Annotated in this window: 25 protein-coding genes; 17 read left to right on the top strand and 8 right to left on the bottom strand. The window is 39.9% G+C overall.

Annotation, left to right across the window (positions count from 1 at the left end; translation table 11 throughout):
* Positions 1-121: 121 nt before the first annotated feature.
* Together F0226_RS03505 and F0226_RS03500 are read left to right on the top strand one after the other, a co-directional pair.
* Complete coding sequence (locus F0226_RS03505) at positions 122-1,003, top strand: LysR family transcriptional regulator (RefSeq protein WP_171734344.1); 882 nt, start codon at positions 122-124, stop codon at positions 1,001-1,003.
* A gap of 101 nt (positions 1,004-1,104) precedes the next feature.
* Complete coding sequence (locus tag F0226_RS03500; protein WP_171734343.1) at positions 1,105-1,998, top strand: PA4780 family RIO1-like protein kinase; 894 nt, start codon at positions 1,105-1,107, stop codon at positions 1,996-1,998.
* 165 nt (positions 1,999-2,163) lie between these two features.
* Here the strand turns inward: F0226_RS03500 and arsB are convergent, their stop codons facing one another.
* The 3 genes from arsB to F0226_RS03485 form a co-directional block, all read right to left on the bottom strand.
* A complete protein-coding gene (arsB, locus tag F0226_RS03495) occupies positions 2,164-3,216 on the bottom strand; it encodes an ACR3 family arsenite efflux transporter (RefSeq protein WP_171734342.1) in 1,053 nt (350 codons plus the stop codon).
* 129 nt (positions 3,217-3,345) lie between these two features.
* On the bottom strand, positions 3,346-3,681 hold the full coding sequence (locus F0226_RS03490; protein WP_171734341.1) for a winged helix-turn-helix domain-containing protein: 336 nt from the start codon (positions 3,679-3,681) through the stop codon (positions 3,346-3,348).
* A 125-nt stretch (positions 3,682-3,806) separates the two neighbouring features.
* Positions 3,807-4,349, bottom strand: coding sequence for an HPP family protein (locus F0226_RS03485; protein WP_171734555.1), 543 nt, complete (start codon positions 4,347-4,349; stop codon positions 3,807-3,809).
* A gap of 131 nt (positions 4,350-4,480) precedes the next feature.
* Between F0226_RS03485 and F0226_RS03480 the strand changes: the two genes are divergently transcribed.
* Both F0226_RS03480 and F0226_RS03475 read left to right on the top strand, forming a co-directional pair.
* Positions 4,481-5,035 (top strand): TetR/AcrR family transcriptional regulator, encoded by a 555-nt coding sequence (locus F0226_RS03480; protein ID WP_171734340.1) that lies wholly within the window; start codon positions 4,481-4,483, stop codon positions 5,033-5,035.
* Between the two features lie 158 nt (positions 5,036-5,193).
* The gene (locus F0226_RS03475) at positions 5,194-5,994 is read left to right on the top strand and encodes a Cof-type HAD-IIB family hydrolase (RefSeq protein ID WP_171734339.1); all 801 of its coding nucleotides are present in this window, start codon (positions 5,194-5,196) and stop codon (positions 5,992-5,994) included.
* Positions 5,995-6,185: 191 nt separating this feature from the next.
* Here the strand turns inward: F0226_RS03475 and F0226_RS03470 are convergent, their stop codons facing one another.
* On the bottom strand, positions 6,186-6,422 hold the full coding sequence (locus F0226_RS03470; RefSeq protein ID WP_171734338.1) for a DUF1059 domain-containing protein: 237 nt from the start codon (positions 6,420-6,422) through the stop codon (positions 6,186-6,188).
* 533 nt (positions 6,423-6,955) lie between these two features.
* Positions 6,956-7,420: a TetR/AcrR family transcriptional regulator gene (locus tag F0226_RS03465; RefSeq protein WP_253820747.1), complete on the bottom strand. Its 465-nt coding sequence runs from the start codon at positions 7,418-7,420 to the stop codon at positions 6,956-6,958.
* A 146-nt stretch (positions 7,421-7,566) separates the two neighbouring features.
* Between F0226_RS03465 and F0226_RS03460 the strand changes: the two genes are divergently transcribed.
* The 10 genes from F0226_RS03460 to F0226_RS03415 all read left to right on the top strand — a co-directional run bounded on the left by F0226_RS03460 (position 7,567) and on the right by F0226_RS03415 (position 15,834).
* On the top strand, positions 7,567-8,748 hold the full coding sequence (locus F0226_RS03460) for a crosslink repair DNA glycosylase YcaQ family protein (protein WP_171734553.1): 1,182 nt from the start codon (positions 7,567-7,569) through the stop codon (positions 8,746-8,748).
* Positions 8,749-9,006: 258 nt separating this feature from the next.
* On the top strand, positions 9,007-10,269 hold the full coding sequence (locus tag F0226_RS03455; RefSeq protein ID WP_171734337.1) for a trypsin-like serine protease: 1,263 nt from the start codon (positions 9,007-9,009) through the stop codon (positions 10,267-10,269).
* A gap of 360 nt (positions 10,270-10,629) precedes the next feature.
* Entirely contained in the window at positions 10,630-11,136 is a 507-nt protein-coding gene (locus F0226_RS03450) for a hypothetical protein (protein ID WP_171734336.1), read from the top strand.
* Positions 11,137-11,275: 139 nt separating this feature from the next.
* Positions 11,276-11,512, top strand: a complete 237-nt coding sequence (locus F0226_RS03445) for a hypothetical protein (protein WP_171734335.1) — start codon at positions 11,276-11,278, stop codon at positions 11,510-11,512.
* A 2-nt stretch (positions 11,513-11,514) separates the two neighbouring features.
* Positions 11,515-11,901 (top strand): hypothetical protein, encoded by a 387-nt coding sequence (locus tag F0226_RS03440; protein WP_171734334.1) that lies wholly within the window; start codon positions 11,515-11,517, stop codon positions 11,899-11,901.
* Entirely contained in the window at positions 11,898-12,803 is a 906-nt protein-coding gene (locus tag F0226_RS03435) for a hypothetical protein (protein ID WP_171734333.1), read from the top strand. The genes F0226_RS03440 and F0226_RS03435 overlap by 4 nt, the downstream gene beginning before the upstream one ends.
* 307 nt (positions 12,804-13,110) lie before the next feature.
* Positions 13,111-13,956: an OmpA family protein gene (locus tag F0226_RS03430; RefSeq protein ID WP_171734332.1), complete on the top strand. Its 846-nt coding sequence runs from the start codon at positions 13,111-13,113 to the stop codon at positions 13,954-13,956.
* A 181-nt stretch (positions 13,957-14,137) separates the two neighbouring features.
* Positions 14,138-14,569 carry a hypothetical protein gene (locus F0226_RS03425; RefSeq protein ID WP_171734331.1) on the top strand — a complete coding sequence of 144 codons (432 nt, stop codon included), beginning with the start codon at positions 14,138-14,140 and terminating at the stop codon, positions 14,567-14,569.
* Between the two features lie 9 nt (positions 14,570-14,578).
* Entirely contained in the window at positions 14,579-14,863 is a 285-nt protein-coding gene (locus F0226_RS03420) for a hypothetical protein (RefSeq protein ID WP_171734330.1), read from the top strand.
* Complete coding sequence (locus tag F0226_RS03415) at positions 14,863-15,834, top strand: hypothetical protein (protein WP_171734329.1); 972 nt, start codon at positions 14,863-14,865, stop codon at positions 15,832-15,834. Before F0226_RS03420 ends, F0226_RS03415 begins: the two co-directional genes overlap by 1 nt.
* Positions 15,835-16,016: 182 nt before the next feature.
* Here the strand turns inward: F0226_RS03415 and F0226_RS03410 are convergent, their stop codons facing one another.
* The gene (locus F0226_RS03410; protein ID WP_171734328.1) at positions 16,017-16,916 is read right to left on the bottom strand and encodes a LysR family transcriptional regulator; all 900 of its coding nucleotides are present in this window, start codon (positions 16,914-16,916) and stop codon (positions 16,017-16,019) included.
* 98 nt (positions 16,917-17,014) lie between these two features.
* Between F0226_RS03410 and F0226_RS03405 the strand changes: the two genes are divergently transcribed.
* Positions 17,015-18,322 carry a serine hydrolase gene (locus F0226_RS03405; RefSeq protein WP_171734327.1) on the top strand — a complete coding sequence of 436 codons (1,308 nt, stop codon included), beginning with the start codon at positions 17,015-17,017 and terminating at the stop codon, positions 18,320-18,322.
* A 138-nt stretch (positions 18,323-18,460) separates the two neighbouring features.
* Here the strand turns inward: F0226_RS03405 and F0226_RS03400 are convergent, their stop codons facing one another.
* Positions 18,461-19,180, bottom strand: a complete 720-nt coding sequence (locus tag F0226_RS03400; protein ID WP_171734326.1) for a transporter substrate-binding domain-containing protein — start codon at positions 19,178-19,180, stop codon at positions 18,461-18,463.
* A gap of 578 nt (positions 19,181-19,758) precedes the next feature.
* Positions 19,759-20,628, bottom strand: coding sequence for an AraC family transcriptional regulator (locus tag F0226_RS03395; RefSeq protein WP_171734325.1), 870 nt, complete (start codon positions 20,626-20,628; stop codon positions 19,759-19,761).
* A 146-nt stretch (positions 20,629-20,774) separates the two neighbouring features.
* Here F0226_RS03395 and F0226_RS03390 point away from each other — a divergent pair, with 146 nt between their 5' ends.
* A complete protein-coding gene (locus tag F0226_RS03390) occupies positions 20,775-21,407 on the top strand; it encodes an HAD-IA family hydrolase (RefSeq protein WP_171734324.1) in 633 nt (210 codons plus the stop codon).
* A 4-nt stretch (positions 21,408-21,411) separates the two neighbouring features.
* Positions 21,412-22,029: an HAD family phosphatase gene (locus F0226_RS03385; RefSeq protein WP_029827040.1), complete on the top strand. Its 618-nt coding sequence runs from the start codon at positions 21,412-21,414 to the stop codon at positions 22,027-22,029.
* Positions 22,030-22,404 lie beyond the last annotated feature (375 nt).

The raw sequence follows: 22,404 nt of genomic DNA, 5'->3' as shown, positions 1-22,404 counted from the left end.
CTAATTTGTTGCGTATATTGATTGTCTGGGTGAGATAATATCTTTATTTGTGATTATAAAAAGATTATAACCATCACTATTACTGATGGTTTGAGCTGGGTTAAAGAAGAAGGTAAGCGAGATGTATAACATTGAACAACTCAGGATGTTTGTTGCGGCTGTGGAGCTTGGGTCTTTTTCTGCCAGCGCACGTAAGCTAGGAAAAGTACAGTCAGCCGTAAGCCAAGGGATCAGTAACCTGGAGATTGATTTCGATGTTCAGTTATTTGACCGTTCAACACGAAAACCCACGCTAACCGCAGAAGGCGAGCAGCTTTTTAAACAAGTGAAAGCCATTGTCTTACAGGTTGAAGACCTTAATGTGACGGTTAATGCGATAGGCAATAATGAAGAAGGGTTAGTGAGAATTGCCTTTGATGATGCATTACTTTTGCCTTCTTTTGCGAAGATCCTTGATGAATTTAGCCAGACATTTCCTGCCACCGAAATTGAGCTTATCTCCACGGCAAGTACCGATGTGACAGGATTAATTGAAGAATCACGCGCTGATATTGGTCTTATGTTTACTGATTTGAACTTTAATATGGATGCTGATCCATGCTTTATCGGTAGCTTACCTTTCTATGCGGTTTGTCACCCTGACCACCCTTTAGCAGAGCTTGATGAAGCGCGAGTGAGTGACTTTATTATATATAGACAGTTTGTTTTAAGAGGCAATAATGGAGGGCTTATTGACCAATTTCCGACCATTGCAGGTAAGATTTGGTGGTCGACTAGCTTTAGAGCAATCAAAGACATTGTTTTAAATAGTAAAGCTGGCTGGGCGTATTTGCCTCAGCATATGGTGGAAGCGGAAATTAAAAATAAAACCTTAGTCGAAATTAATAGCTCTTTTGATCATAAAGCTTGGAGCCCACCTGTTGATCTCGTCACTTCTAAATTACAGGTGAAAGGACCTGCTCAGCTTTGGTTGGAAGACAAATTGAAGACTTTGCTGGATTAATCGGAGGCGAGGTTGAATTAATAAAAGACTTTGTTGAATTAATAGAAGCCAGAACACAGCTTAAGATTACATCTATCAGAGAACTAGGGTATAAGGATGCTATGAAAATACCTAAGAGAATACAGCCTCTAGTTGACGATGGTTTAGTCGATGAGGTGAAAAGCCAATTAATGAGTGGCAAAGAGGCTTCAGTGTACGTTGTACGTTGTGGCGATACGATCCGTTGTGCCAAAGTGTACAAGGAGGCAAGCCAACGCAGCTTCAAGCAAGCCGTGGCATACCGTGAGGGTCGTAAAGTTCGAAATAGCCGCCGAGCAAGAGCGATGGAAAAAGGCTCTGGCTTTGGTCGAGAACAGCAGGAAAAAGTGTGGCAAAGCGCAGAAGTGGATGCGTTATATAAACTGGCAGCAGCTGGCGTAAGAGTACCAGAACCTTTTGGCTGTTTTGACGGTGTTCTTCTTATGGAACTCGTGACTGATGACGAAGGGTATGTCGCTCCTCGATTGAATGACGTAGAGATCCCTGCTGAGCAAGCGGTGCGAGACCATAATACAATGATGGGCTATGTCGCGAAGATGCTTTGCGCGGGCATCATTCATGGCGATTTATCTGAATTTAATGTGTTAGTGGATGAGCATGGACCGGTCATTATTGATTTACCCCAAGCGGTTGATGCGTCTGCCAACAATAACGCCGAATGGATGTTAGCGAGAGATGTCGACAATATCCGTCAATATTACGGGCAATTCGCACCAGAACTATTAACAACCGAATACGCCAAAGAAATGTGGGCTCTGTATGAAAAAGGCGAGTTGACGCCAGAGACAGAACTGACTGGTGAATTCCAAGAGCTCGATAGTGAAGCTGATATTGACGCTATCATGAAAGAAATTGACGATGCTCGTGCTGAAGAGCGCTTTAGACGAGAGCGAATTAAAGAAGCGAAAGAAGGGGTGGATGAAAGCAAGTTCAATTGGGCAGATAACAGCGAATAACGTGACTTCTGTTTTTGAATGCTTGCTGATGAATTTAAGTTCGAATCTTTCTCTATCTGATTAAATCAGCGTAGTGAACAATAAAAAAGCCGTGTCAGTTTTATACTGGCACGGCTATTTTTTTGTAGGGCTTATCTTATCGCCCTTAAGGTCGCTGAGTACGAGTTATGATTCAGCCGTTCCCGTCTGTGGGTAGTATTTTTCTTTCATTTTTAGAGCCACATTCACTAAGTAAATCAATACGGGTACTTCAATCAGAGGACCTATCACACCAGCAAACGCTTGGTCTGAGTTAATACCGAATACTGAAATAGCGATCGCAATGGCGAGTTCAAAGTTATTACCCGTTGCCGTGAAAGCAATCGAAGCATTTTTGTCGTAAGCAATGCCCATCTTCTTACCAATGAAGAAGCTGATGAAGAACATAACTGTGAAATAGATGGTCAGTGGCACAGCAATAAGTAAAACATCCATTGGCAGTTCAACAATCATTTCACCTTTCAGGCTGAACATCAGAACGATAGTTGCCAATAGCGCAATCAAAGTCATTGGTGAAATGCGCGGAATGAATATCTCGTTGTACCACTGCTCGCCTTTCATCGACACAAGGATCTTACGGCTTAAGAAACCGGCTAAGAATGGGATACCAAGATAGATAAGCACGCTGTGTGCAATATCAATCATCGAGATATCAACCATCATGCCTTCATAGCCAAATACTGGTGGAAGAACACTAATGAACAACCATGCCATGAAGCTGTAGGTGACGACTTGGAATGCACTGTTCAATGCAACCAATGCTGCGCCGTATTCTTTGTTACCGCCGCCGATATCGTTCCAAACCAGAACCATAGCTACACATCGAGCCAAACCAATCAGGATCACGCCTACCATGTATCCTGGGTGATCACCTAGGAAAGTAATAGCCAGCACGAACATCAAGATAGGGCCAACAATCCAGTTCATGATAAGTGACAGTTTGATGGCTTGTTTATCTTTAACAACGGTACCTAGCAGGCTGTAATTCACTTTAGCCAAAGGTGGATACATCATTAAAATCAAGCCAATCGCGAGTGGTATATTGGTTGTGCCAACAGACATGGATTCATTCCATTGCTCAATCTGTGGAAATAGAATGCCAAACAATACCCCAATCCCCATCGCGGCAAAAATCCACAATGTTAAGTATCTATCTAAAAAACCGAGTTTTGGTTGCATAACAATTACCTCTGATTTGGTTATGTTGGAAACAAAAGTTTACCAATCGTAAATCGTCGAAATACGATTAATATGTTTATTAAAAAGCACGCATATTGCTGATTTACAGAGCGTGCTTTGTGAATTCTATTAATTTAAAACGTTATCTATGATGCCTTCAAAACGTTTAATGGTGTCTCTATTTATGCGGTAACACATCTTAGGTGGAATCGATTCCGCCGTGATAAAACCCGATGTTTTCAAAATGCGTAAATGTTCAGAAACAGTAGATTGTGCGAGTCCAAGCTCAGTCACAAGATCACTATTCAAGCAGCCACCCGATTTCTCTAATGCAGATAATATGCTGAGAATTCGGATGCGTGCCGGGTGTGAGAGGGCTTTCGCTAATGCGGCAAAATCACTTTCTTGCTGTTCGTTTTTTTCAGGAAGAAGACAATTCAGTGATGGTTGGCATGTTGAAGTCATTACTCACTACCATTAATCGTTAAAAGACGATTAATGGTAGTCCTGATCAGTTTTTGGGTCAACAAATTATTTCAATAAGCTTTTTATCATTGAATTTTATCATTGAATTTTATCATTGAATTTTATCATTGCTTACTAGAAGTGCTTTTAGTCGGCACACCATGCCAATATACCGGCCAGTTTTGTGCAGTTGAGGTGTTGTTCACTATCAAACCTATAACCACTAGCGCAATGCTTCCCACTAGTACAGGCGTGAATAGAAAAGACCAATCAACAGCACTGGTTCCTGCCAGAATCACCACAATTGGGTTTGCCCCTGCTGGTGGGTGAAGCACTCTGAAATATTGCATCAGCATAATTGCAGTGCCAACGGAAAGTGAAAGCACAATGTAAGAATCACCAAAACCGTAAAGTGCCACAAGCCCAACAGCAGCAGAGATAAAATGCCCGCCAATAACGTTTCTTGGTTGCGCCAAAGGAGAAGAAGGTACGGCAAAAATGAGCACGCAGGTTGCGCCAAACGGTGCCATTAGCCAAGGAGAACCTGAATACTCAGCTAAGAGTGAAAGAACCAGAATGCCTAAAGTACCGCCAAGAAACCCTTTAAAAACCTGGCTGAATGTTGGCTGTGGCGGTAATGCGCCTCCACCTTTTAATTTTTCCATTATGTTTCCCCTTTGGGTACGCGCAACTAATGGGCGTATCAAGAAATAATTCAAAGTGTACAGACCTGTACTGTTCGACATTTATGATACAGATCTGTACACTCCGTGCAACCCCATTTATTCGTGGAAAGTGAATGAGTAAGAAAGAACATATTCTTGATGTTGCAGAAAGCTTGTTTAATCAGTTCGGATATACTGCAGTTGGAGTCGATATGATTAGAGATTCAGCAGAAGTTTCGAAGACGTCGATGTATCGCCACTTTGGTTCGAAAACTAAGCTGATCGAAGCGGTTTTAGCCAGAAGGCATCAACGATTTGAATCGAGTTTAGCGAGCAGGGTAGATGGTCATTCATCAGTAATGGATCGTTTGAACGCCTTGCTAGATTGGCATTTCGATTGGTTTGAACAGCCAGATTTTAAAGGCTGTATGTTCATGCATGCTTTAGCTGAATTCAAAGAAACTGAAGAGACTATTGCGATGTTGTCTTATCAGCATAAAGCGTGGCTCAAAGAGTCGGTCATTGGCTGCCTAGAATTGAATGATAATTTGAACGCGGCTCAAATGATGATGAAGACTGAAATCCTTATGACTTTCATTGAAGGCATGATTGTAAGAAGCGAGTTTGGAGTTAGCATGACAGACCAAAATCAGTATCGTCAGTCTGTTCAAGCGCTGGTACACGCTTGATTATCTTACAAGCCAGAATTGTTCATCCCTTGTATCAAAAAGCGTTAAGTGATAAATCTTCGCACAGTAATATTTGAATGCTGCTCTCATCGTAATGGTGGTATTCCATTTTTTAAGTGTACTTTGATGCACCAATATTTTTAAGGTAAGCCCTACAGATGCCACAACAATCAATCAAATTCATTGCCGCAGATATGGATGGCACATTACTGAATGAACATAGCCAATTAGACCCAGCATTTTTCGATGTGTACCAGCAATTAGAAGAAAAAAAGATTATGTTTGCGGCGGCTTCTGGTCGTCAGTATTACAGCTTAATTGAAACGTTCGCACCGTTAAAAGATCGCATGATGTTCATTGCTGAAAACGGCACATTAGTGATGTACCAAGGGAAAGAACTCTACAGTTGTACACTTGATAAAGCATCAATTGTGAACATTATTGAAGAAGCAAGGCAGATTGAAGGTGCACATATTGTCTTGTGCGGTAAGCGTTCGGCTTATGTTGAAACGAAGAATCAAGACGCACTAAAAGAGTTCTCTAAGTATTATCATCGCTGCGAGCAAGTTGCTGATTTATTAGCGGTTGAAGATGATTTTATCAAGGTGGCAATCTGTCATTTTGATGGTTCACAAGAACATGTAAACCCAACAATTGAAGCCAAGTTTGGGGCTGATTATCAAGTGGTGGTGAGTGCTAAGATTTGGTTGGATGTGATGAATGCTCAAGCATCTAAAGGTGCGGCTTTGAAGCACTTACAGCAAACCTTAGCTTTTACTCATGAACAAACCATGAGCTTTGGTGACTATCTAAACGATTTAGAAATGCTAAAAGAGAGCTACCATTCTTACGCAATGGAAAATGCCCATGAAACAGTAAAAGAAACCGCGCGTTTCATGGCTCCAAGCAATAAAGATTCAGGTGTATTGACTATTCTCCGTGAGTTACTGAAGTCATAACAAGCACTCACATAAAAAAGCCAGCGGACCACAGTACATACTGAGATTCGCTGGCTTTTTGATATTCATCAGTGAACTTTTTACGGCTTAGCTTTGTTCACTTAGCTTCGATAATTAAGCCTCGATAATCCAGCTTAATTGAGTGACTTTTATTACTTAGTTACCTGCGCAATAGAAAGCAACAGAAGCTTCTAGTCTTCGGCTTGGTTGTCGAATTCTTGTTTCTTAGTCGCAAACCACTGCATCATTGCTGCAGGATCTTGAAGCATCTTTTGTACTTCCATCATCGCTGCCATATGAGTCGCATCTTGCTGTTGGAACATTGCCATTCCGTGTGTCTTACTTAGCTCAACAATCTCTTCAAATGTTGCTGCTGTGAATGCTTCATCACACGCACCACCCAATTGTTTACAAGTCATCGTTTTCATTTGAGATCCTCTGGTTTTGTTCTTATTAAGTCCTCTGACTTTCGCGCGCTATTTATAGCCTTGTTCAATAGGTAAATTCAACCTAATACGATGCTTTATTTTCAATATAGATCGAATGCATAAATACTTTTGTGGATGATATCCTTAATATGTACAATGCCCAGCCTAAATTAAATATAGTTTGGTTGATTGAGCTGTTTACGATGAGTTACGGATTTAGCTTACTGGTAAGCCTCAAAGGATCACCTTCAATGGAGGTCTATTGTCGAAAGTAAAAGGACTAAATCCGCAATAAGGGTTGGCGCACCTGTAATCGCGGCAATCTAGATGCATTAGAAATGCACTGACTCACTCTTATTCCAACAATAAATAATGAGGCTTATGGCATACACTGAATTGATTCGAAGCTTGTTGAGCTTGCTCCTTTTTCTATTACTCATTCTACGGCTCATTTTGTAGATAGACCGTAATCATATTAGTAAAGAAGCTGAATCTAGAAGTAAAAGGCTTCACAGGATAAAAGTGTTTTGAAGTTACGCGTTAATAACCGAGTAGCCAACACAAGCATAAACGCACATCTGTATTTGGTCTGGGTCACCTTGGATTAAGTCAAATAAACCTTTCACACCCGTTAACTTTGGGATGATTGGTCCTGCTGTTACCACCGCGGCTTTAAAGGTCGGATTATTCTCAAAAGCATCCACCCATGATTTATAGAAAGCTTCTGTAGAGCTGTTATCTAAAGGCTTTTGGATAATAGAAACATAAAGAGGCGCAAGTACCTTGGCGATGTCAGACTTTCTTGCATAGTGTGTGTTAATACCACTTCGAGAAAGTTTTGCCACTTGAGATATACGAGTAAAAGTCGCCGCTTCAAAACCTTCGCTTAACGTTATTTTAAATGCCGCATCTATAATTCTTTGACGGGTCAGTTCCGCTTTTGCTGCTGTTACTTTTACCATTTCATTATTCACCAAGACGATATTGGTGCTTATCATAACGGTTACATAAGAATTTTTAAATGATAACGCTTAACTGATTGTGGTTCTTTACTTTTTCCGTTTTCTAAACCGTGCTGATTTTGTGAAAGTGAATGAAATCGCGTATGTTAATTGGCTTCGAACCGATTCAAGAGAGTATGAAAATGGATGCTTTATCTCCTTCCCAAGCTAAAAAGTTAGTCCTGATTTCACAAGGTTTACCACCTAAAAAGAAAGCGCAAGGAAGTGCTGTTTCACATACTCTCACTGCGATAGAACAGCTTGGTTACATTCAAATAGACACCATCTCTGTTATTCAAAGAGCCCACCACCACACGCTGTGGAATCGAAACCCGCGTTATAAACTTAGTCACCTTGATGAATTGGTAGAAGGTAGAAAAGTCTTTGAGTATTGGTCGCACGCTGCCGCTTACTTACCTATGCGGGATTACCGTTTCAGTTTGTACCGAAAGAACGCCTTTAAAACTGGTGCGTTAAGCCATTGGTATAAGCCCAATCATGATCTGATGAAAAGTGTTATTCAACGAATCGAAAGCGAAGGTCCATTAATGGCTAAAGATTTTGAGGGCGAAAGAAAACACAAAGGAGGGTGGGGCGGAAAACCGGCGAAACAAGCATTAGAAACCTTGTTCATGCAGGGTGACTTAATGGTTTCTTCACGTTCAAACTTTCATAAGGTGTATGACTTAACAGAGCGAGTCGTTCCTGTAGATGTTGATATTTCCATACCAACTGCAGAAGAATATGCTCGCTATTTAATCATTCAGTATTTGAAAGCTAATGGGCTTGGTCACGCTGCAGAAATGTCCTATCTATTGAAAAATACCAAGCCACTCGTAGTGAAAGTGTTGTCTGAAATGCTGGAAGAGGGAAGTGTGCTACAGATCTCGGTCAATGGTTTTACATACTTTGCCTTGTCGGAATCGTTAGATTTGTTAAACCAGCCGCTAGCGAGAAGCAAGCTAAAAATTCTGTCTCCCTTTGATAATTTATTGATTCAAAGAAAGCGCATGCAGGCATTGTTTGGCTACGATTATTTGCTTGAATGCTATGTGCCAGAAGCCAAGCGACAATTTGGCTATTTTTGTCTGCCAATTTTATGGCAGGGTGAGCTCGTTGGTAGAATGGACTGCAAAGTGGACCGAAAAATAGCAGTGCTGAATATTCATAATTTGGTGATGGAAGGTGGTTTTGCTAAGTGGGGAGCCAGCAAGCAAGATAGCTTTACTCATGCTTTACAGAGCGAACTGGTCGATTTCATGCTGTTTAATCAAGCTCAGGAATGTGTTGTCCATAAAACTAACTTATCTGGAATCAATTGGTAAGCGCCAGCTATATATCGACTTCATCTTTGATTCAGTTGACTGCTTTGATTTTGTAAACCGAAATCAGGAATAATACGAATTGAATAAGCATTTATGTGCTTACTAAGCGAACCCCGCCCTGTAAGGTTTTCTTTCTTATTACATTAAAAATTTAGAACGATAGCGTTTAACTTGTTGTCCTAATTGGTTTTTTTGTTCTTTTGGCTTGTTGCTTTTATGTTAACCTCCAGTTTTATAAAATTATCAGGGAGAGGGCATATGAAAAAGATAAATACTATTCCGATGCTGCTAACGACGATGTGCTTCAGCGCTGGTATAGCTGCTGGTCAGGCTATTCCAGAAGCCTATGTCATTGGTGGTGATGATGCAGACGTAAGTAAGTTCAAAAGTTACGCGCAATTACGTTTGGAACAAGGTCAAGCAAGTAGTCAGTTCTGCGGTGGCTCTATTCTTAGTGATACGCTTATTTTAACGGCTGCGCATTGTCTTTATTATCAAACCTCTGCTCCTGTTTATAATGTGCCGGGTAATACTTCTTCGGGAATCCAAAAAGCTGCCGTTTATTCACCAATCGATAAGCATAGCCTTAAGATTCTAGTGAAAAACCCAACGAGGGATGTGACCCAATCTGAGTTAAAAGCCGTTAAAAACTTTTACGCTCACCCAAGCTTTAAGTTTAAACATCAAGCACTCGGCTTTACGCTTGCTGATGAAAGAATTTACGACATCGCAATTATAGAATTACAAACACCGATTAACCCTATTGATAATGTTGAATCCATTACATTGCCTTTTGATAAGGAATACGATGTGCCGGATACCATGCTAGATATGGTTGGGTTAGGTTATGCGAGAGAAGACAATGGTTTTGTCACCTATATCCCCGGAGTGCTGCAATATGGTCAAACCAAACTGCTAGGGGATGACACATGCTACGTCTCAGGCTATGCGCACATAGATAAGTTAATATGCACTATCCACCCTGACTATAATCGCGGTGACTATGGCGTTACAGGACAGGGTGATTCGGGTGGTCCTCTATATTACAACCATTCAAACGGGCAGCAGGTTCAGGTTGGGATTGTAAATAGCGGTAGTAGCGTACATTCTAATTTTACTGAACTGATTCATTATCAAGATTGGATTAATGACGTCATCAATAATGAAGGTTATAACCCTGGTAGCCCTCTCGTTTATGATCAGAGCTTAGACACCAGCAATTATCATTCTGTGGGTGATCAAGCGCCAGATCCAGTTCCAACTCCAGAGCCTGAACCAACACCAGATCCGGTTCCAACTCCAGAGCCCGAACCAACGCCGGATCCAGTTCCGACTCCTGAGCCTGTGCCAACACCAGGCCCAGTTCCGACTCCAGAGCCTGAACAAACGCCAGATCCTGCTCCAACACTTGAACCTCAACCTGCTCCTGCTTTAAATAGCGGCGGCTCTTCAGGAGGCTCTATTGGATTCTTATTCGTTCTTGGTTTGTTTGGACTTGGGCTGTATAGAAAAAGAAAGTGATTAAGTCTGAATAATAAAAAGAACCGGCAGCGGTTCTTTTTTTTTAGGTTTGTACATTGATTAGTATGAAATACATCACTAACGTCATTAAAGCGGCTCTCTAAAGCCTGCCAACGAAATGACAGTTCTGTTTGAAAGCGTTCTCTCGCTGTTATTTAACCCTTCAATGTTACCTTCTCCAATCAAAAATTTTACTAATGTAAGCGTTCTTTGGTCATTGTGGCTTACAAAGGGCTGGGTGCCTTACAAGCAATTACATTCTCAATGTGTGATTTGAGTCATATAAATGTTTTAATTCGACCATAATTTGACGCGCCAATTTTTAGGCGAAATATTTTGACTGGTAAGAGAATTCATCACATGAAAAAGACAATTTTAGCTCTAGTAATCGCATCGGCTTCATTCACAGCAATTGCAGCTTCGCAAAACCCTCATACAGCAGTTAACGCTCAACCGAGTGCAACTATGACATTTAAAGAGAATGTGGCTGAGGTTTGTGGTATCCGCACGAATGGTAATGCTTACCATGAGGGTTCGATTAAATTTAATGATGAAGATGCGAATGGTGAAACATTTGTAGACTTTCAACTAGCATCAAACGGAAGCAAGACTAAAGCAAACATCACGGTAAATACGGTTAAGAATGATGTGAAGAAAATCGATGGTTCTGAAGCTAAAGCTGGGCTATGGATTGGTGCGAATGAGCGTGATGCGGACTACCTAAAAGTACTTGCTGAGAATACGGCTACAGAGTTTGCAATTGGTTCTTCGCTTAAAGCAATTGCAGTGACAGAGCTAGACTCTACAGAGATCAAAGAAGGTTCGTACACTGTAGAAAGTGTCCTAACTATTGACTGTAAAGCATAACCAAAAAGTTGACACGCCAGTGCTTTGACCGGGTGATTGATATTTGTGAATGCAGATCATAAAGCCCGCCAATAGCGTTGGAATATAGAGCCATGCTGTTGCATTACTTGTATATCGACAAGTAATGCAAGGGATAGGTATGGCTATTAAATTAATCACGACATTGTTTTTGTTGTTTTTCTCTTTTGGTTCTTACAGTACAACACTGGTTTTTTCTGAAAAAGTACCAAGAATTTGCTGGATTAAAAAAGTTGATGTTAACGATAGCCGTTTGGAGTTTTATAAAAACGACAAAAACGGAAATGCGATTTACACCATCAACACGGATAAGGCAAAAGCGAAAAGCAAGAAGGATGATTTAATCTCATGTAATTAGAAATGAAAAAATTAGTGATGATAGCCGCTGTAATGGCGGCAACCTCTTTCAATGTAATGTCACATTCGCAAAATCAAGATGAAATTAAAGAGATCGTATACAGCCAACGACCAACCATTCAAATTCAATTCGGCAATTTAAATAGCACTCCATACACTTATGACATTGAAGTGAATGGAATCATGACAGGGCAAACCGTCAAGCTACAAGCGCGAGAGCAGAAAAAAGCTTATATAAGATTGCCGAATATCGAGCCAGATAAAAAAGTTTCATTAGAAGTCTGCACTATTGCGCGAAGCCCGAAAGCGGGGATTCCAAGAACAAGAATGTGTACTCCAGTAAAAGTTTATTTCCCAAAAACTAAATTGATACAGGCAAAAGAAGGATGAGGAAACGACTTCTATTATGCCTATGGTCTATCTGTTTATTACCAACGTTTGCGAGTGCGACTTATATCACAAGCTCAAATCAGCAGTCGTGTAAGAACTTATCAATAAAAAACGCGATAGATGGTAAACAATATCCAACGCGAGTGTGTTATTCACCTTCGGCTCCAATCGTTAAGGATAAAAGATACCTGCGTGAACTCGGGGCTTACTGGACGATAACGCCTCCAAAGGATAAAGATGGAAATTACATTCGGTTTAAGGGCAATGTTAAGTTAAACCGAACCGATGATGAGTTTTTCACTTCAATCTATATCAATCAAGGGCTTCAGCCTCCTGAGAAAGCCAGTTCTAACGGCTATAATTTTGAGTTTGTTCCACACGCGAATGATTCAAAACGCTGGATTGAATCGTTCAGTATGATGGCGACCTATGCTGATGATGACGATTACTTGGGAGGAGATGAACAAAGAGCGAGTATTTTAATTAATGGTGAGCTTAAGAGAGAGCTTGAAGTCACGTTCAATCCATTATTAAAAGAAAGTTACTGCTTCATTAAGGTAGATGACAGCTCTGGAGGCTTTATCTTTAACGATAAAAAACCGACATTATCGACTTATGCGGGTTTTAATGTTGGCGCAATGGCGACGAAACAAAACCCAGTAACCTTATCTTTTGAACATGAATTTAATAACCGTTCTAAGTATTTCGAGTCTTACTTTGAAGATTACAAAATATTGAACTTTGGTTTTTCTGATAATAAAACCGGTAAGAACCAAAGCATATTAATTCAAAGCGAATTTTACCGACCTGGAATTAGGATAGCACCAATTATTAATCTTAATCGTTCAGAATTAATGGCAGGAGAATACAAAATGGTGACCACAATAAGATGCGGAGTTTAATACTTATATTCATTGCCATGATGAGCTTTTCTGTATTCTCTCATGTACAACACCCGTTAGAAATTAAAGAACTGTCTACAGATGGACAACCACGAATAAAAATTACAGTGGGAAACATTAGAGAAATTAAACAGTCTTTTAATGTTGAAATTAATGGTGTTTTAACAGGTCAAAAAATTCATTTAAGTACAGAACAATTTAAGAATATTAGCGTTAGGTTGCCAAGAGTTCAGCCTAACCAGTTATATAAATTTACTGTTTGCACTGTTTCAGTGCCAAAGCCAACAGACAAGGTTAAAAGTAAGATATGTTCAGAAGTAAAAGTGTATTATCCGCAATCATCTCAGTAGTCACATTCGCAACGTTTAAAGCTGCAGCTGTGTCTATTCCATCTGCCAGTGTACCAAGCGGTTACGATCGTGTAACGACAGCCGATGGCGTTACTTGTGAATCTACTATTGCAAGTGCAACCTATGTACAAACCGGTTTAGTTGGCTCACAAACAGATCAGAAATACGATAAAAGTCAAAATGGATACTACAACAACATCCAAGATAAAAACGAAGTTGGCGCATACGTGCAAATGGTTATTCCAATTGGTGAAAAGCGCGAACGAATTAACTGTAACCGCTTGTACAACCTTGAGATTGATCGTTTAAGAGCTGAAATAACAAAGCTAAAAGTAGAGGCGAGCCTAGGTGATATTTGGAATGAGCCTGCAATAGAGCCAACACCAGTTGCAGCCCCTCAGCCTGCACCACAATCAGCACCTGTTCTACCAAAGAAAAAGACCATTACCTTTGATTCCCAAAAAGGGGTGGCGATTTTTGAACCAGGAAGCGACAGGCTAAAACATTCAAGCCTATATAAGTTTGATGAGACGCTAGAAACGTTATTAAAGTATGAAGAATCTAGTGTGGTGATTGTTGGTCACACAGACTCAACGGGCTCAGAAACACTGAATAAGCGTTTATCAGAAAAACGAGCGGAATCTATCGCTGATTACTTCATATCAAGAGGTGTGAATGCTAGCCGAGTGGAATTCCATGGGCGTGGGGAAACTCGCCCTATTGACTCTAACGAGACAAAAGAAGGCAGGCAAAGGAACCGCCGTGTAGAGGTTACCATCCAACCTTTCACTATCGAAAAATAGACACCAAGCCGCACGTCATGTGCGGCTTTTTATTAGGTGAAAACATTATATTTATGAAGTTTATATTAGTGGGTATTCAATGAATATTAACCCTTACATTCACTTACATAGCCAATAAAACTTCCTTGATAAAATTAGCTCTAAGAATTCATAGTATTTATTAATAATTAAGGTGTGGTTAATGAATAAGACCATTATTCGAATATTAGCTTCTATTTTCATTCTGACGACAGGTGCGTTTTTATTTAAAAATGATGTTTATGAAATGTATTTATCCAGCCAAGTTCATAAGGGCTTAACGGTTAATAATGAAAATAGAGTTGTACTTTGTGGTCATTATGAAAAATTCGACTCTGAATCGGTAGAGCAGTTAATTTTACGTTCAGAATCATTACTTGCACAGACAAAGTCATTGAACCTTAATGAGTTTGATCTCATGAATAAAATAGCACAGTCGGATGGAGAGCTAACCAAGCGGGATAAAACTATTCTTATGGATCAAGCCTTATATCGCTTTAAACATGAAAAGTGCATTACAGGTAATGATTACCATCAAGAGTTTAATGATTACTTAGTCTTGCTCAATATGAGCATTAACTCGTTGAAAAAATAAAGGGTTCGAATGAAACGTTTAATTATAACTGTGTTTTTTATCGCTTCCCTTGCAGGCTGCATGAAAAGTCATGACTTCGGCTTTTTAAAAGAAGGTGAAACAACACCTGTGCAGCTCGTTGAAAATTTAGGGGAAGCTTCTACGGTCATTGATATTGATGGAACTGTTTCATATGTATACAACTATGGAATGCACCAAAAAGCCTTCACGTTTGAAGATGGTGTTTTAATTCTTTTAGAAAACATTACGGAAGTCGATGGCGACTATATTTTTGAAACTGTGGATCTGGACTAATGATGAACAAACTAATAGTGCCTGCTTTATTGACGGTTGTTTTGCTTGGTTGTAATTCTGACTCGTCAAAAAAGTCAGCAGTGACTTCCCCGAAGAAGCCAACTACTCCAACTACTCCAACAACCCCTACAGTTTCAAGTGATAAGCCCTTATCGAGTACTTTTTCTTATGACTGGCAGGGGGATGAGACATTCAAACCACTATCTGATGCACTTGGATCGGTAAAAACACGACATGGTGAGCAGCTTCACGATAGCATTGAGCATGTAGTCAGACGCTCTATCGTGATTACGCAGGATGTAAAAAATAGCCTATTCAATGCAAAGTATTTAGATTCGCCATATTTTAGTATTCAAGAGCTTGAGCAATTTGTGATTCGTCATGAAAATGATCTGCAAAACAAAAGTAAGCATTTAGTCTGTTATATCACTTTAGACAAAATCATCCAGCAAGATGCAACTTGCTCTAATGGTAATGAAATGGATGAATCCGCCAATTGTAATAGAAATGCAGGGCAACCAACCTTAAGACTTTGTACTAATCCAAATGACGAGTTTTTAGATTTAAAAGCGACGATTTTTGAGCAAGTAGAATCTTTGGTAATGGCGGATGATTGGAGTGATAAGCAGACTTTTACACAAGGTGAAATTAATATTGCTTCTTATAATCCATTCATTGCTTCAGATATAAATAAAATTGGTACGGTCAACGTTGAATTTGAATACAGTAATCAAAATGGACACTCTTACCTAGTTAAGTTCTTCGATAATGAAAATGATCTTGAAAGTTTGTATAACTTTTACTCGGTATCTAAGCTGGGGGATAACTTTAAAGCTGCAACTGAATCGCACGATGGAAAGGCAGAATTATCATTCAGTGAGAACGAGCAGTCCGGGAAAATGTCCAATACATTTCTAAAGGTTAGCGATGAAAAGTTTTCGGTTCAGAACCAGCGTATCTCCATGGATTAATAACATAGAACCAGTTGCGCTCATCACTCTCTCCAATTTCATGTCGTAAATGTGTCGCTCTCTTTAAGGTGATACAAATACATTAAATAAGCCCCTCCTTTATTATTCGTAGTACTAAAAAGAGAGCGATTGCTCTCTTTTTTTAAAGCAAAGCCAAACATTTGAACAACTAAAACTATTCCTTATTTATGTTCAAGGTGCTCTCGAACGATCTTACTAATACGCATTATTAATGAGTGCTGTTCTGGTGAGGCTTCACTGGATAGGTTATAAAACGCAACGATTTCTTTTGATAGTGTATTGGGTACCTCAACGACATCGAGCTTCTTTATTAAACCGAGTTTTATATACGAGTGTGCAATACTATTGGGGAGCAATGCCCATCCATGGTAGGTAAGTTTTTCTAGTAAGAGAGGGATACTAGTGATTATTTCATAGTCACTTGCGCCTTCAATGTGGCGAAGGTTGTTATTGAAATCTTCTTCTAATATGAGTTGAGGTAATGTACGCAGTTCATTAACAGTCGTGGGGTTATTACACATGTTGTTTGATGAGGTATAAACGCCAAGTTGCTCAATCCCAAGGTTGATAGTACCTACCGCTGAGTTAGGGTGAAGTTTTCCTAGCCCCGTCATGATCGAAACCAGAGCTTCTCCTTCCTCTATGTTTTTCAGGCTTGCTGCGCGCGCTCGCTGAAGCCAGTTAATTTTTATTTTTTTGTTTAACGGATTGATGCCTTTCTCGATTGCAATCAACAGCTTTGGTGAGATTGTGGTGTCGTGCTGAATATTAAGTTCATTTAATTCACCTTGATAAGCAGATAGGGCGATGTTTTGAAACTCTAGTGACTGTCGTGCAAGCAGTTTAGCTCTTGGATATAAGCCATCAGCAATTGGTGTAGGTACTGCCTTCTTCCCTTCAATATTAAATAGAACTGCATTCATTGTATCTTCGATAGCATTAATACGCTCTCGAACCGTTGAGCGGGCCTTGTTTAAGTCTTTACTCGCTGAGCTATAGCTTTGCTTTTCATACACCGCGGTAAAGCATGTTATTTGTTCTAGCGTTATCATAAACATCATTGGATGTGCGCGTTATACGTACATAATGGATTTATTAGTACGGGATTGCCAGTTTATTATTGATTCATCTTATTGGTAAATGTTTATGGTGATGAATAATGAAAAAACAAACCTCTCTATTGATAGCGCTAGCCATGAGCTCTAGCCTTGCAAAGGCAAACGAAAATACGGTTGTTATGTCGACAGTTCCAGCAAAGGCAACGGAACAAGTGACTTTAAGTAATTACACACAGGTGCCGTTTAATACTTGGGCTTTCTCTAATATGGGGATTCATCCAAGCTTAATGGTTTCGCGTAGTGGTGACATAAATGCATTACCAGTGAATTTAAAACCTACGTATTCCGCTCATGAATTTGAGTACGGTGGTAAGAAAATTAATTTCCAAGCAGCCATGATTGAAGACCGTACAGATGGCTACATAATTTTGCACAAAGGAGAGGTCGTTCATGAGGCTTATTTTGGTGATTTTTCTGAAAAAACTCACCATCTGTGGGCTTCAAGCACAAAGTCACTAGTTGGTCAGGCTTTGGGGTTACTAGTAGAACAAGGCAAGGTTGACCCAAATGAGTTGGTAAGTCGTTACATTGAAGAGCTCAAGGGTACCCATTTTGGAGATCAAACGGTTCGTACTCTACTTAATATGACCACAGGGCTAAATTATTCAGAAGATTATGTAAATATGAATCCTAATGACGTCCATTACGAATACTTTAGGCGTCTTGGGTTCATTCCAGCCTATGATCTTATGGCTTTAGACCCAACGAAAACAGATGAACCTAGAGGGCTATTGAGCTTTGCTTCTATGTTCGAAGCGAACGAAGATCTTGAGCCAAACGTAAATTTTGAATACCACAGCCCAAACGTAGATGTGATTGGGTGGATAATATCTCGCGTGTCAGGGCAGCCATTAGATAAATTCATTTCGGACAATATTTGGAGCAAACTTGGTGTTGAACATGATGCATTCTTTATGGCAGATATGACATACCAGCCAATTGCGACTGGCGGCTTCAATACCACATTACGTGACTTTGCACGTGTTGGTTTAGCTATGGAAAATGATGGCAAATATAACGGAGAGCAGGTGTTTTCACAGGCGTGGGTAAAGGACTCTTTTTCGCTTACCGATGAAGAAAGAAAGCATACTAAGGGAAGCATATATAAGGACGATTCTTCAAGTGCATTCGATTCTAATTTAGAAGGTTACAAAAACTTCTTGTGGGTGCATGACTCGGTAAATAATGTCGCCACTTTCCGTGGTGTATTTGGACAAATATTGTATATCAATCAAGAGAAAGAACTTGTCATTGCTGCTTTCTCCTCCGCAGATAGTGCTTCAAACGCATCACGAGAAACGAATAAACAGCGTATGGCTGCGTTTGAGTCTCTGGCTGATTCTTTGTAGTAGAAAACAATGATTGTCCCCTGAAGAGTTTTGATAGTGGCAGCTCTTTGGGGGCTTATACCATCAAAATAGTTGGGATTGTAATCCCCCATACCATGTAATTACTGCTATTTCTTTGCTCATCCTCCTAAAGTTGATTTACTTGTAACCATCAGGAGTGGGATGTTTTTCAATGTGTTCTAACCACAATTGATTAAAATCTTGAGGTAATGGAGAGCCTTCAAACCTTTCTTTATTGAATAAAAGATACATATCATTTTCAAACAACGCCTTATCATGGAAAGTAAACTCTTTTGCTTGCTCTGAATCGAATATTTGATTGATTCTTATAATTGCCGTTTCGATTGTCGCGGGGTATGCATCAATTCTCCCTTTGTATAACAGGCGAAAAACATATGTGTCTGTGTTTCCTGTTAATGGAGTTAGACCTAAGTCAATCAACACTTCTCTCGCTGTATAATCTACGACAGTGCCTAATGAATACTTTCTTAGATCGCTAGGTATATCCCAGTCAAAGTTAGTATCTGCGCGGTGAAAAAATACAACCTTTTGGGTCATCAGTGGATTGGTGAGGATAAAGTTTTTTCTTCTATTTTTGCTTTCAAACCAAGGGAATGTAATGTCAAACTTCCCTGATTTTACTCCTTTTATCGCGCGAGCCCATGACGTATATTCATATTTCACTTCATAACCCAGCTCTTCAAAAATCTGAGTCACTGGCTGTTGTAGTCTTCTGTGATCTTTGTTCGTACTAGATGTATGTGGTGGGTAGTCTTCTACTGCAATAATAAGTGTTTTAGCGAACACCAAACCAGGTAAAAGCAAAATAGCAGTCAGACATTTTCGAATAACATTCATATAAGTCACACCTAGCTCGACTTGATGAAATAAGTATAGCAATACAGTCCTACTTATGTATAAAACGCTGCGACTTGATTCGTCTAGCTATTCATTTTGCGATACTCCATTGTTAAAATTTCTATAAATAAGAGACTTTAAATTCATACTTACAGCATACAAACTCAACGCAACCAGGCAAAGTGTGCACTGTACGACGGCGTATTAATTGGAATTATTTGACTCATAAGAAGTTACCCATGAATCGTTAATGTTAGGATTTTTGAAACTCATTTATGTTCAAATCTGTGCTGGCGGGGTAGATCATCGTAACTCAGAAATGCTCCATTCCGCCTTAGTGCAATGACTAACCAATGGATCACGCTGCTGAATTTCCGATACTTGTAGTTATGACTGAGTGCGGAACAACGGTTCTCAGCATCTCTCATTTATGTGCAAAATCGACACTTCTATCCGACAACTTCCGCTTGCATTGTTATGCAATTTCTTTGGGCGTGATAAGGCGTTAATGAACAAACGAGTGAGCTACTCACTTGTGTTAACTGGTGAACAACTATCTGAATACATAGTTCTATCTGCTATTTACTAGAAAATTTATCTCGGTACTCCCTAGGTGTTATTCCTTTGTAGCTCTTGAATAACCGATTAAAATTTGAAGGATTATTGTATCCAACCATTTGGCATATATGACTGACTTTCAGGCTAGACGTTTCTAACAACCTAGCAGCATGGCTCAATCGTATTTTTTTCAGCCTTTGACTAAATGTTTCGCCAAAATGACGAATAAAAATACGATTTACCGTTCGCTCACAACAAAAAATATGCTGAGACAAATCATGCAACGAAATATCTTGGGCATAGTGCTGATTCAAATATTCAGATAGTGCTTCTATTCTATCTTTTTCAGACTCAAATTTAACATGTTCAGAAGAGCCTAAAGTCACGGGATTCTTGTCTTGAGTTACCACTGAAAAAACACGAAAAAGCACCGATAGCTGCTCTAGGCTTGAGGTTTTATAATCAATCTGGTTGATGACTGTTTTCACTTCGACAGCCGTTGAACGGGAAAATTGAATGGATAAGCCATCACCAAGTATGCTGGATAGCTTTCTCATTTCCTTACAGTGCATCAACATATTCGACACCCATTCTTTATCAACCCATAGACTGTACCTCTCGGGGGGAAGCTTTTTACTATTTGCTACTAAGCCTCTTAAATCATGGGGTAATTCTGGAGGAATCAAGAACAAAGAACACGAAGTGACATCTATATCAACACTTCCAATCCTGATTACGCCTTGGTAGTGATCCAGCAACAGAAATTCAAACTCACTGTGAAAATGAGCTTTCAATAACTCTAAGGGAGAGTCATCTAAATGATGTCTCCAAGAGTAGCCTGGACGTATCAAGCTTTTCGTCGGTATAGGTCTCATTCTGCCTAGATCCAATAAATACTGCCTTTAAATATTGTCGAAATAGTATCACTTAATGTCCAAATAGTGCGACTAAAAGCGCGAAATATACCGAATAATAGTCCCAAGAGCTTAGCTAACCTCAAAAACAAAACTAACAACAACTTAAAGAGGTTGAAAGAATGAAGAACTATGCAAAATTCATCTTTGATATGGATGGAACACTTGTCGATTCAAAGGACGCTGTCGTAAAAGCATGGAGTCTATGGGCGCTAGAACATAACATCAATGTCGATCGCATTTTAGCCATATCTCATGGTCGCCCAGCGGACGACGTCATCAAAGAGCTGATGCCCCACCTTAATATCAAACAAGAAGTTGCTAAGCTGGAAGCAATAGAATTGGACAATGTCGATTCTGTAAAACCTATACGCGGAGCGATTGCTTTCCTGAACAAGTTAAACGATCACGACTGGGCAATATATACGTCTGCACCAAGAGAATTGGCCGTTCAACGATTGATGGCTGCCTCAATTCCAGTCCCTCAAATATTGGTTACCGTAGAGGATGTACAAAAAGGAAAGCCTGACCCAGAAGGTTACATGCTAGCGGCCGAAAAACTAAAAGTGCTCCCTGAGCATTGTCTTGTTTTTGAAGATGCTCTAGCAGGTATCCAATCCGCCCTAAGCGCTGGGTGTGATGTTGTTAATATTACCGCTGTTGCTCCCACACAACCCACTATAAATGGAGTTACATCAGCAAGGGATTACTTTGATGTATCAGCATGTCTAAACGACCAATTCATTCAGGTATAAAACTATGGCTCAACCAAAAGTAAGGAACATTGTTTTCGACGTTGGCAACGTGATTGTTCGTTGGGATCCTTTAGAAATTACTCGACTCACTTTTGTGGAGAGTGAAGATCATCAACAACTTGCCAAAGCAACCTTCCAATCCCAGACGTGGATAGATTTGAACAAAGGACTCATATCAGAAACAGAAGCCAAAACTCAGTATCAGCAGATTCTCGGGTTCTCAGAGCAGGAGTGTGAAGAGCTGTTTTATTATGTAAAGCAGACTCAACGTCTAATAGTTGGTTCCATTGCTCTCATTCAACGCATTAAGAGTGCAGGTTATGGTGTCTATGCACTAACGGATAACGTTCACGAAATAGTAGCCTACTTAAAGTCAACCTACTCATTTTGGCCGCTATTTGATGGAGCGATAGTATCGGCGGAAGTGGGCATGCTGAAACCTCAACCAGAAATTTATCACTTGTTACTCAATAAGTACGAACTTATAGCTTCAGAGACCGTGTTTATTGATGACATGCTTTACAACGTGGAAGGAGCAAAGTCTGTTGGTATGCATGCAATTCAATTTGAAGATATAGGCCAATGTGAAAAAGACTTAATATCTCTAGGGCTGAATATCTAGGGCGTTTTCGGGTCTAGTTCCATTTTGCATGTTCAGCGAAACATTCTGCATAAAGCGAATCCAATGCCATAGATAGAGATTGCTTGGTTTTGTCCATTTCGTGCATATCAGCCATCGTGAGAAGCGATAGCTGTTTGTGCTTTGGAGTACTAAAAGTTATCCGAAACAAGCTAAATTAGTAAACTAACTGACTCAGAATTGTCCAGAGGCTTCATAGACCTGACGTTTTACTCGTGGCATTTTTCTCAAAAAGTGCCAGCTAGCTCAGATCTGCCCCAAAGTTTGTTAGACCAATGAAAAATAGGCTGATAAAAGCATGCATGAACTAGTTTGTCGTAATATCAACCTGTATCATCATTTCGCTTTTTGTAATTC

Source organism: Vibrio sp. 99-70-13A1 (genome assembly GCF_013114625.1).
GTDB lineage: Bacteria > Pseudomonadota > Gammaproteobacteria > Enterobacterales > Vibrionaceae > Vibrio.
The sequence above is the reverse complement of the archived record's forward strand: the minus strand, read 5'-3'. Positions and strand labels throughout refer to the sequence as shown.

What these genes read in the sequence shown, in the direction of transcription:
- F0226_RS03410 (WP_171734328.1), bottom strand. Translation starts at nt 16,916, where the DNA reads ATGATGTTTATGATAACGCTAGAACAAATAACATGCTTTACCGCGGTG.
- F0226_RS03415 (WP_171734329.1), top strand. Translation starts at nt 14,863, where the DNA reads ATGATGAACAAACTAATAGTGCCTGCTTTATTGACGGTTGTTTTGCTT.
- F0226_RS03405 (WP_171734327.1), top strand. Translation starts at nt 17,015, where the DNA reads ATGAAAAAACAAACCTCTCTATTGATAGCGCTAGCCATGAGCTCTAGC.
- F0226_RS03465 (WP_253820747.1), bottom strand. Translation starts at nt 7,420, where the DNA reads ATGATAAGCACCAATATCGTCTTGGTGAATAATGAAATGGTAAAAGTA.
- F0226_RS03475 (WP_171734339.1), top strand. Translation starts at nt 5,194, where the DNA reads ATGCCACAACAATCAATCAAATTCATTGCCGCAGATATGGATGGCACA.
- F0226_RS03470 (WP_171734338.1), bottom strand. Translation starts at nt 6,422, where the DNA reads ATGAAAACGATGACTTGTAAACAATTGGGTGGTGCGTGTGATGAAGCA.
- F0226_RS03430 (WP_171734332.1), top strand. Translation starts at nt 13,111, where the DNA reads ATGTTCAGAAGTAAAAGTGTATTATCCGCAATCATCTCAGTAGTCACA.
- arsB (WP_171734342.1), bottom strand. Translation starts at nt 3,216, where the DNA reads ATGCAACCAAAACTCGGTTTTTTAGATAGATACTTAACATTGTGGATT.
- F0226_RS03500 (WP_171734343.1), top strand. Translation starts at nt 1,105, where the DNA reads ATGAAAATACCTAAGAGAATACAGCCTCTAGTTGACGATGGTTTAGTC.
- F0226_RS03420 (WP_171734330.1), top strand. Translation starts at nt 14,579, where the DNA reads ATGAAACGTTTAATTATAACTGTGTTTTTTATCGCTTCCCTTGCAGGC.
- F0226_RS03455 (WP_171734337.1), top strand. Translation starts at nt 9,007, where the DNA reads ATGAAAAAGATAAATACTATTCCGATGCTGCTAACGACGATGTGCTTC.
- F0226_RS03400 (WP_171734326.1), bottom strand. Translation starts at nt 19,180, where the DNA reads ATGAATGTTATTCGAAAATGTCTGACTGCTATTTTGCTTTTACCTGGT.
- F0226_RS03505 (WP_171734344.1), top strand. Translation starts at nt 122, where the DNA reads ATGTATAACATTGAACAACTCAGGATGTTTGTTGCGGCTGTGGAGCTT.
- F0226_RS03460 (WP_171734553.1), top strand. Translation starts at nt 7,567, where the DNA reads ATGGATGCTTTATCTCCTTCCCAAGCTAAAAAGTTAGTCCTGATTTCA.
- F0226_RS03450 (WP_171734336.1), top strand. Translation starts at nt 10,630, where the DNA reads ATGAAAAAGACAATTTTAGCTCTAGTAATCGCATCGGCTTCATTCACA.
- F0226_RS03445 (WP_171734335.1), top strand. Translation starts at nt 11,276, where the DNA reads ATGGCTATTAAATTAATCACGACATTGTTTTTGTTGTTTTTCTCTTTT.
- F0226_RS03480 (WP_171734340.1), top strand. Translation starts at nt 4,481, where the DNA reads ATGAGTAAGAAAGAACATATTCTTGATGTTGCAGAAAGCTTGTTTAAT.
- F0226_RS03425 (WP_171734331.1), top strand. Translation starts at nt 14,138, where the DNA reads ATGAATAAGACCATTATTCGAATATTAGCTTCTATTTTCATTCTGACG.
- F0226_RS03390 (WP_171734324.1), top strand. Translation starts at nt 20,775, where the DNA reads ATGAAGAACTATGCAAAATTCATCTTTGATATGGATGGAACACTTGTC.
- F0226_RS03385 (WP_029827040.1), top strand. Translation starts at nt 21,412, where the DNA reads ATGGCTCAACCAAAAGTAAGGAACATTGTTTTCGACGTTGGCAACGTG.
- F0226_RS03490 (WP_171734341.1), bottom strand. Translation starts at nt 3,681, where the DNA reads ATGACTTCAACATGCCAACCATCACTGAATTGTCTTCTTCCTGAAAAA.
- F0226_RS03435 (WP_171734333.1), top strand. Translation starts at nt 11,898, where the DNA reads ATGAGGAAACGACTTCTATTATGCCTATGGTCTATCTGTTTATTACCA.
- F0226_RS03440 (WP_171734334.1), top strand. Translation starts at nt 11,515, where the DNA reads ATGAAAAAATTAGTGATGATAGCCGCTGTAATGGCGGCAACCTCTTTC.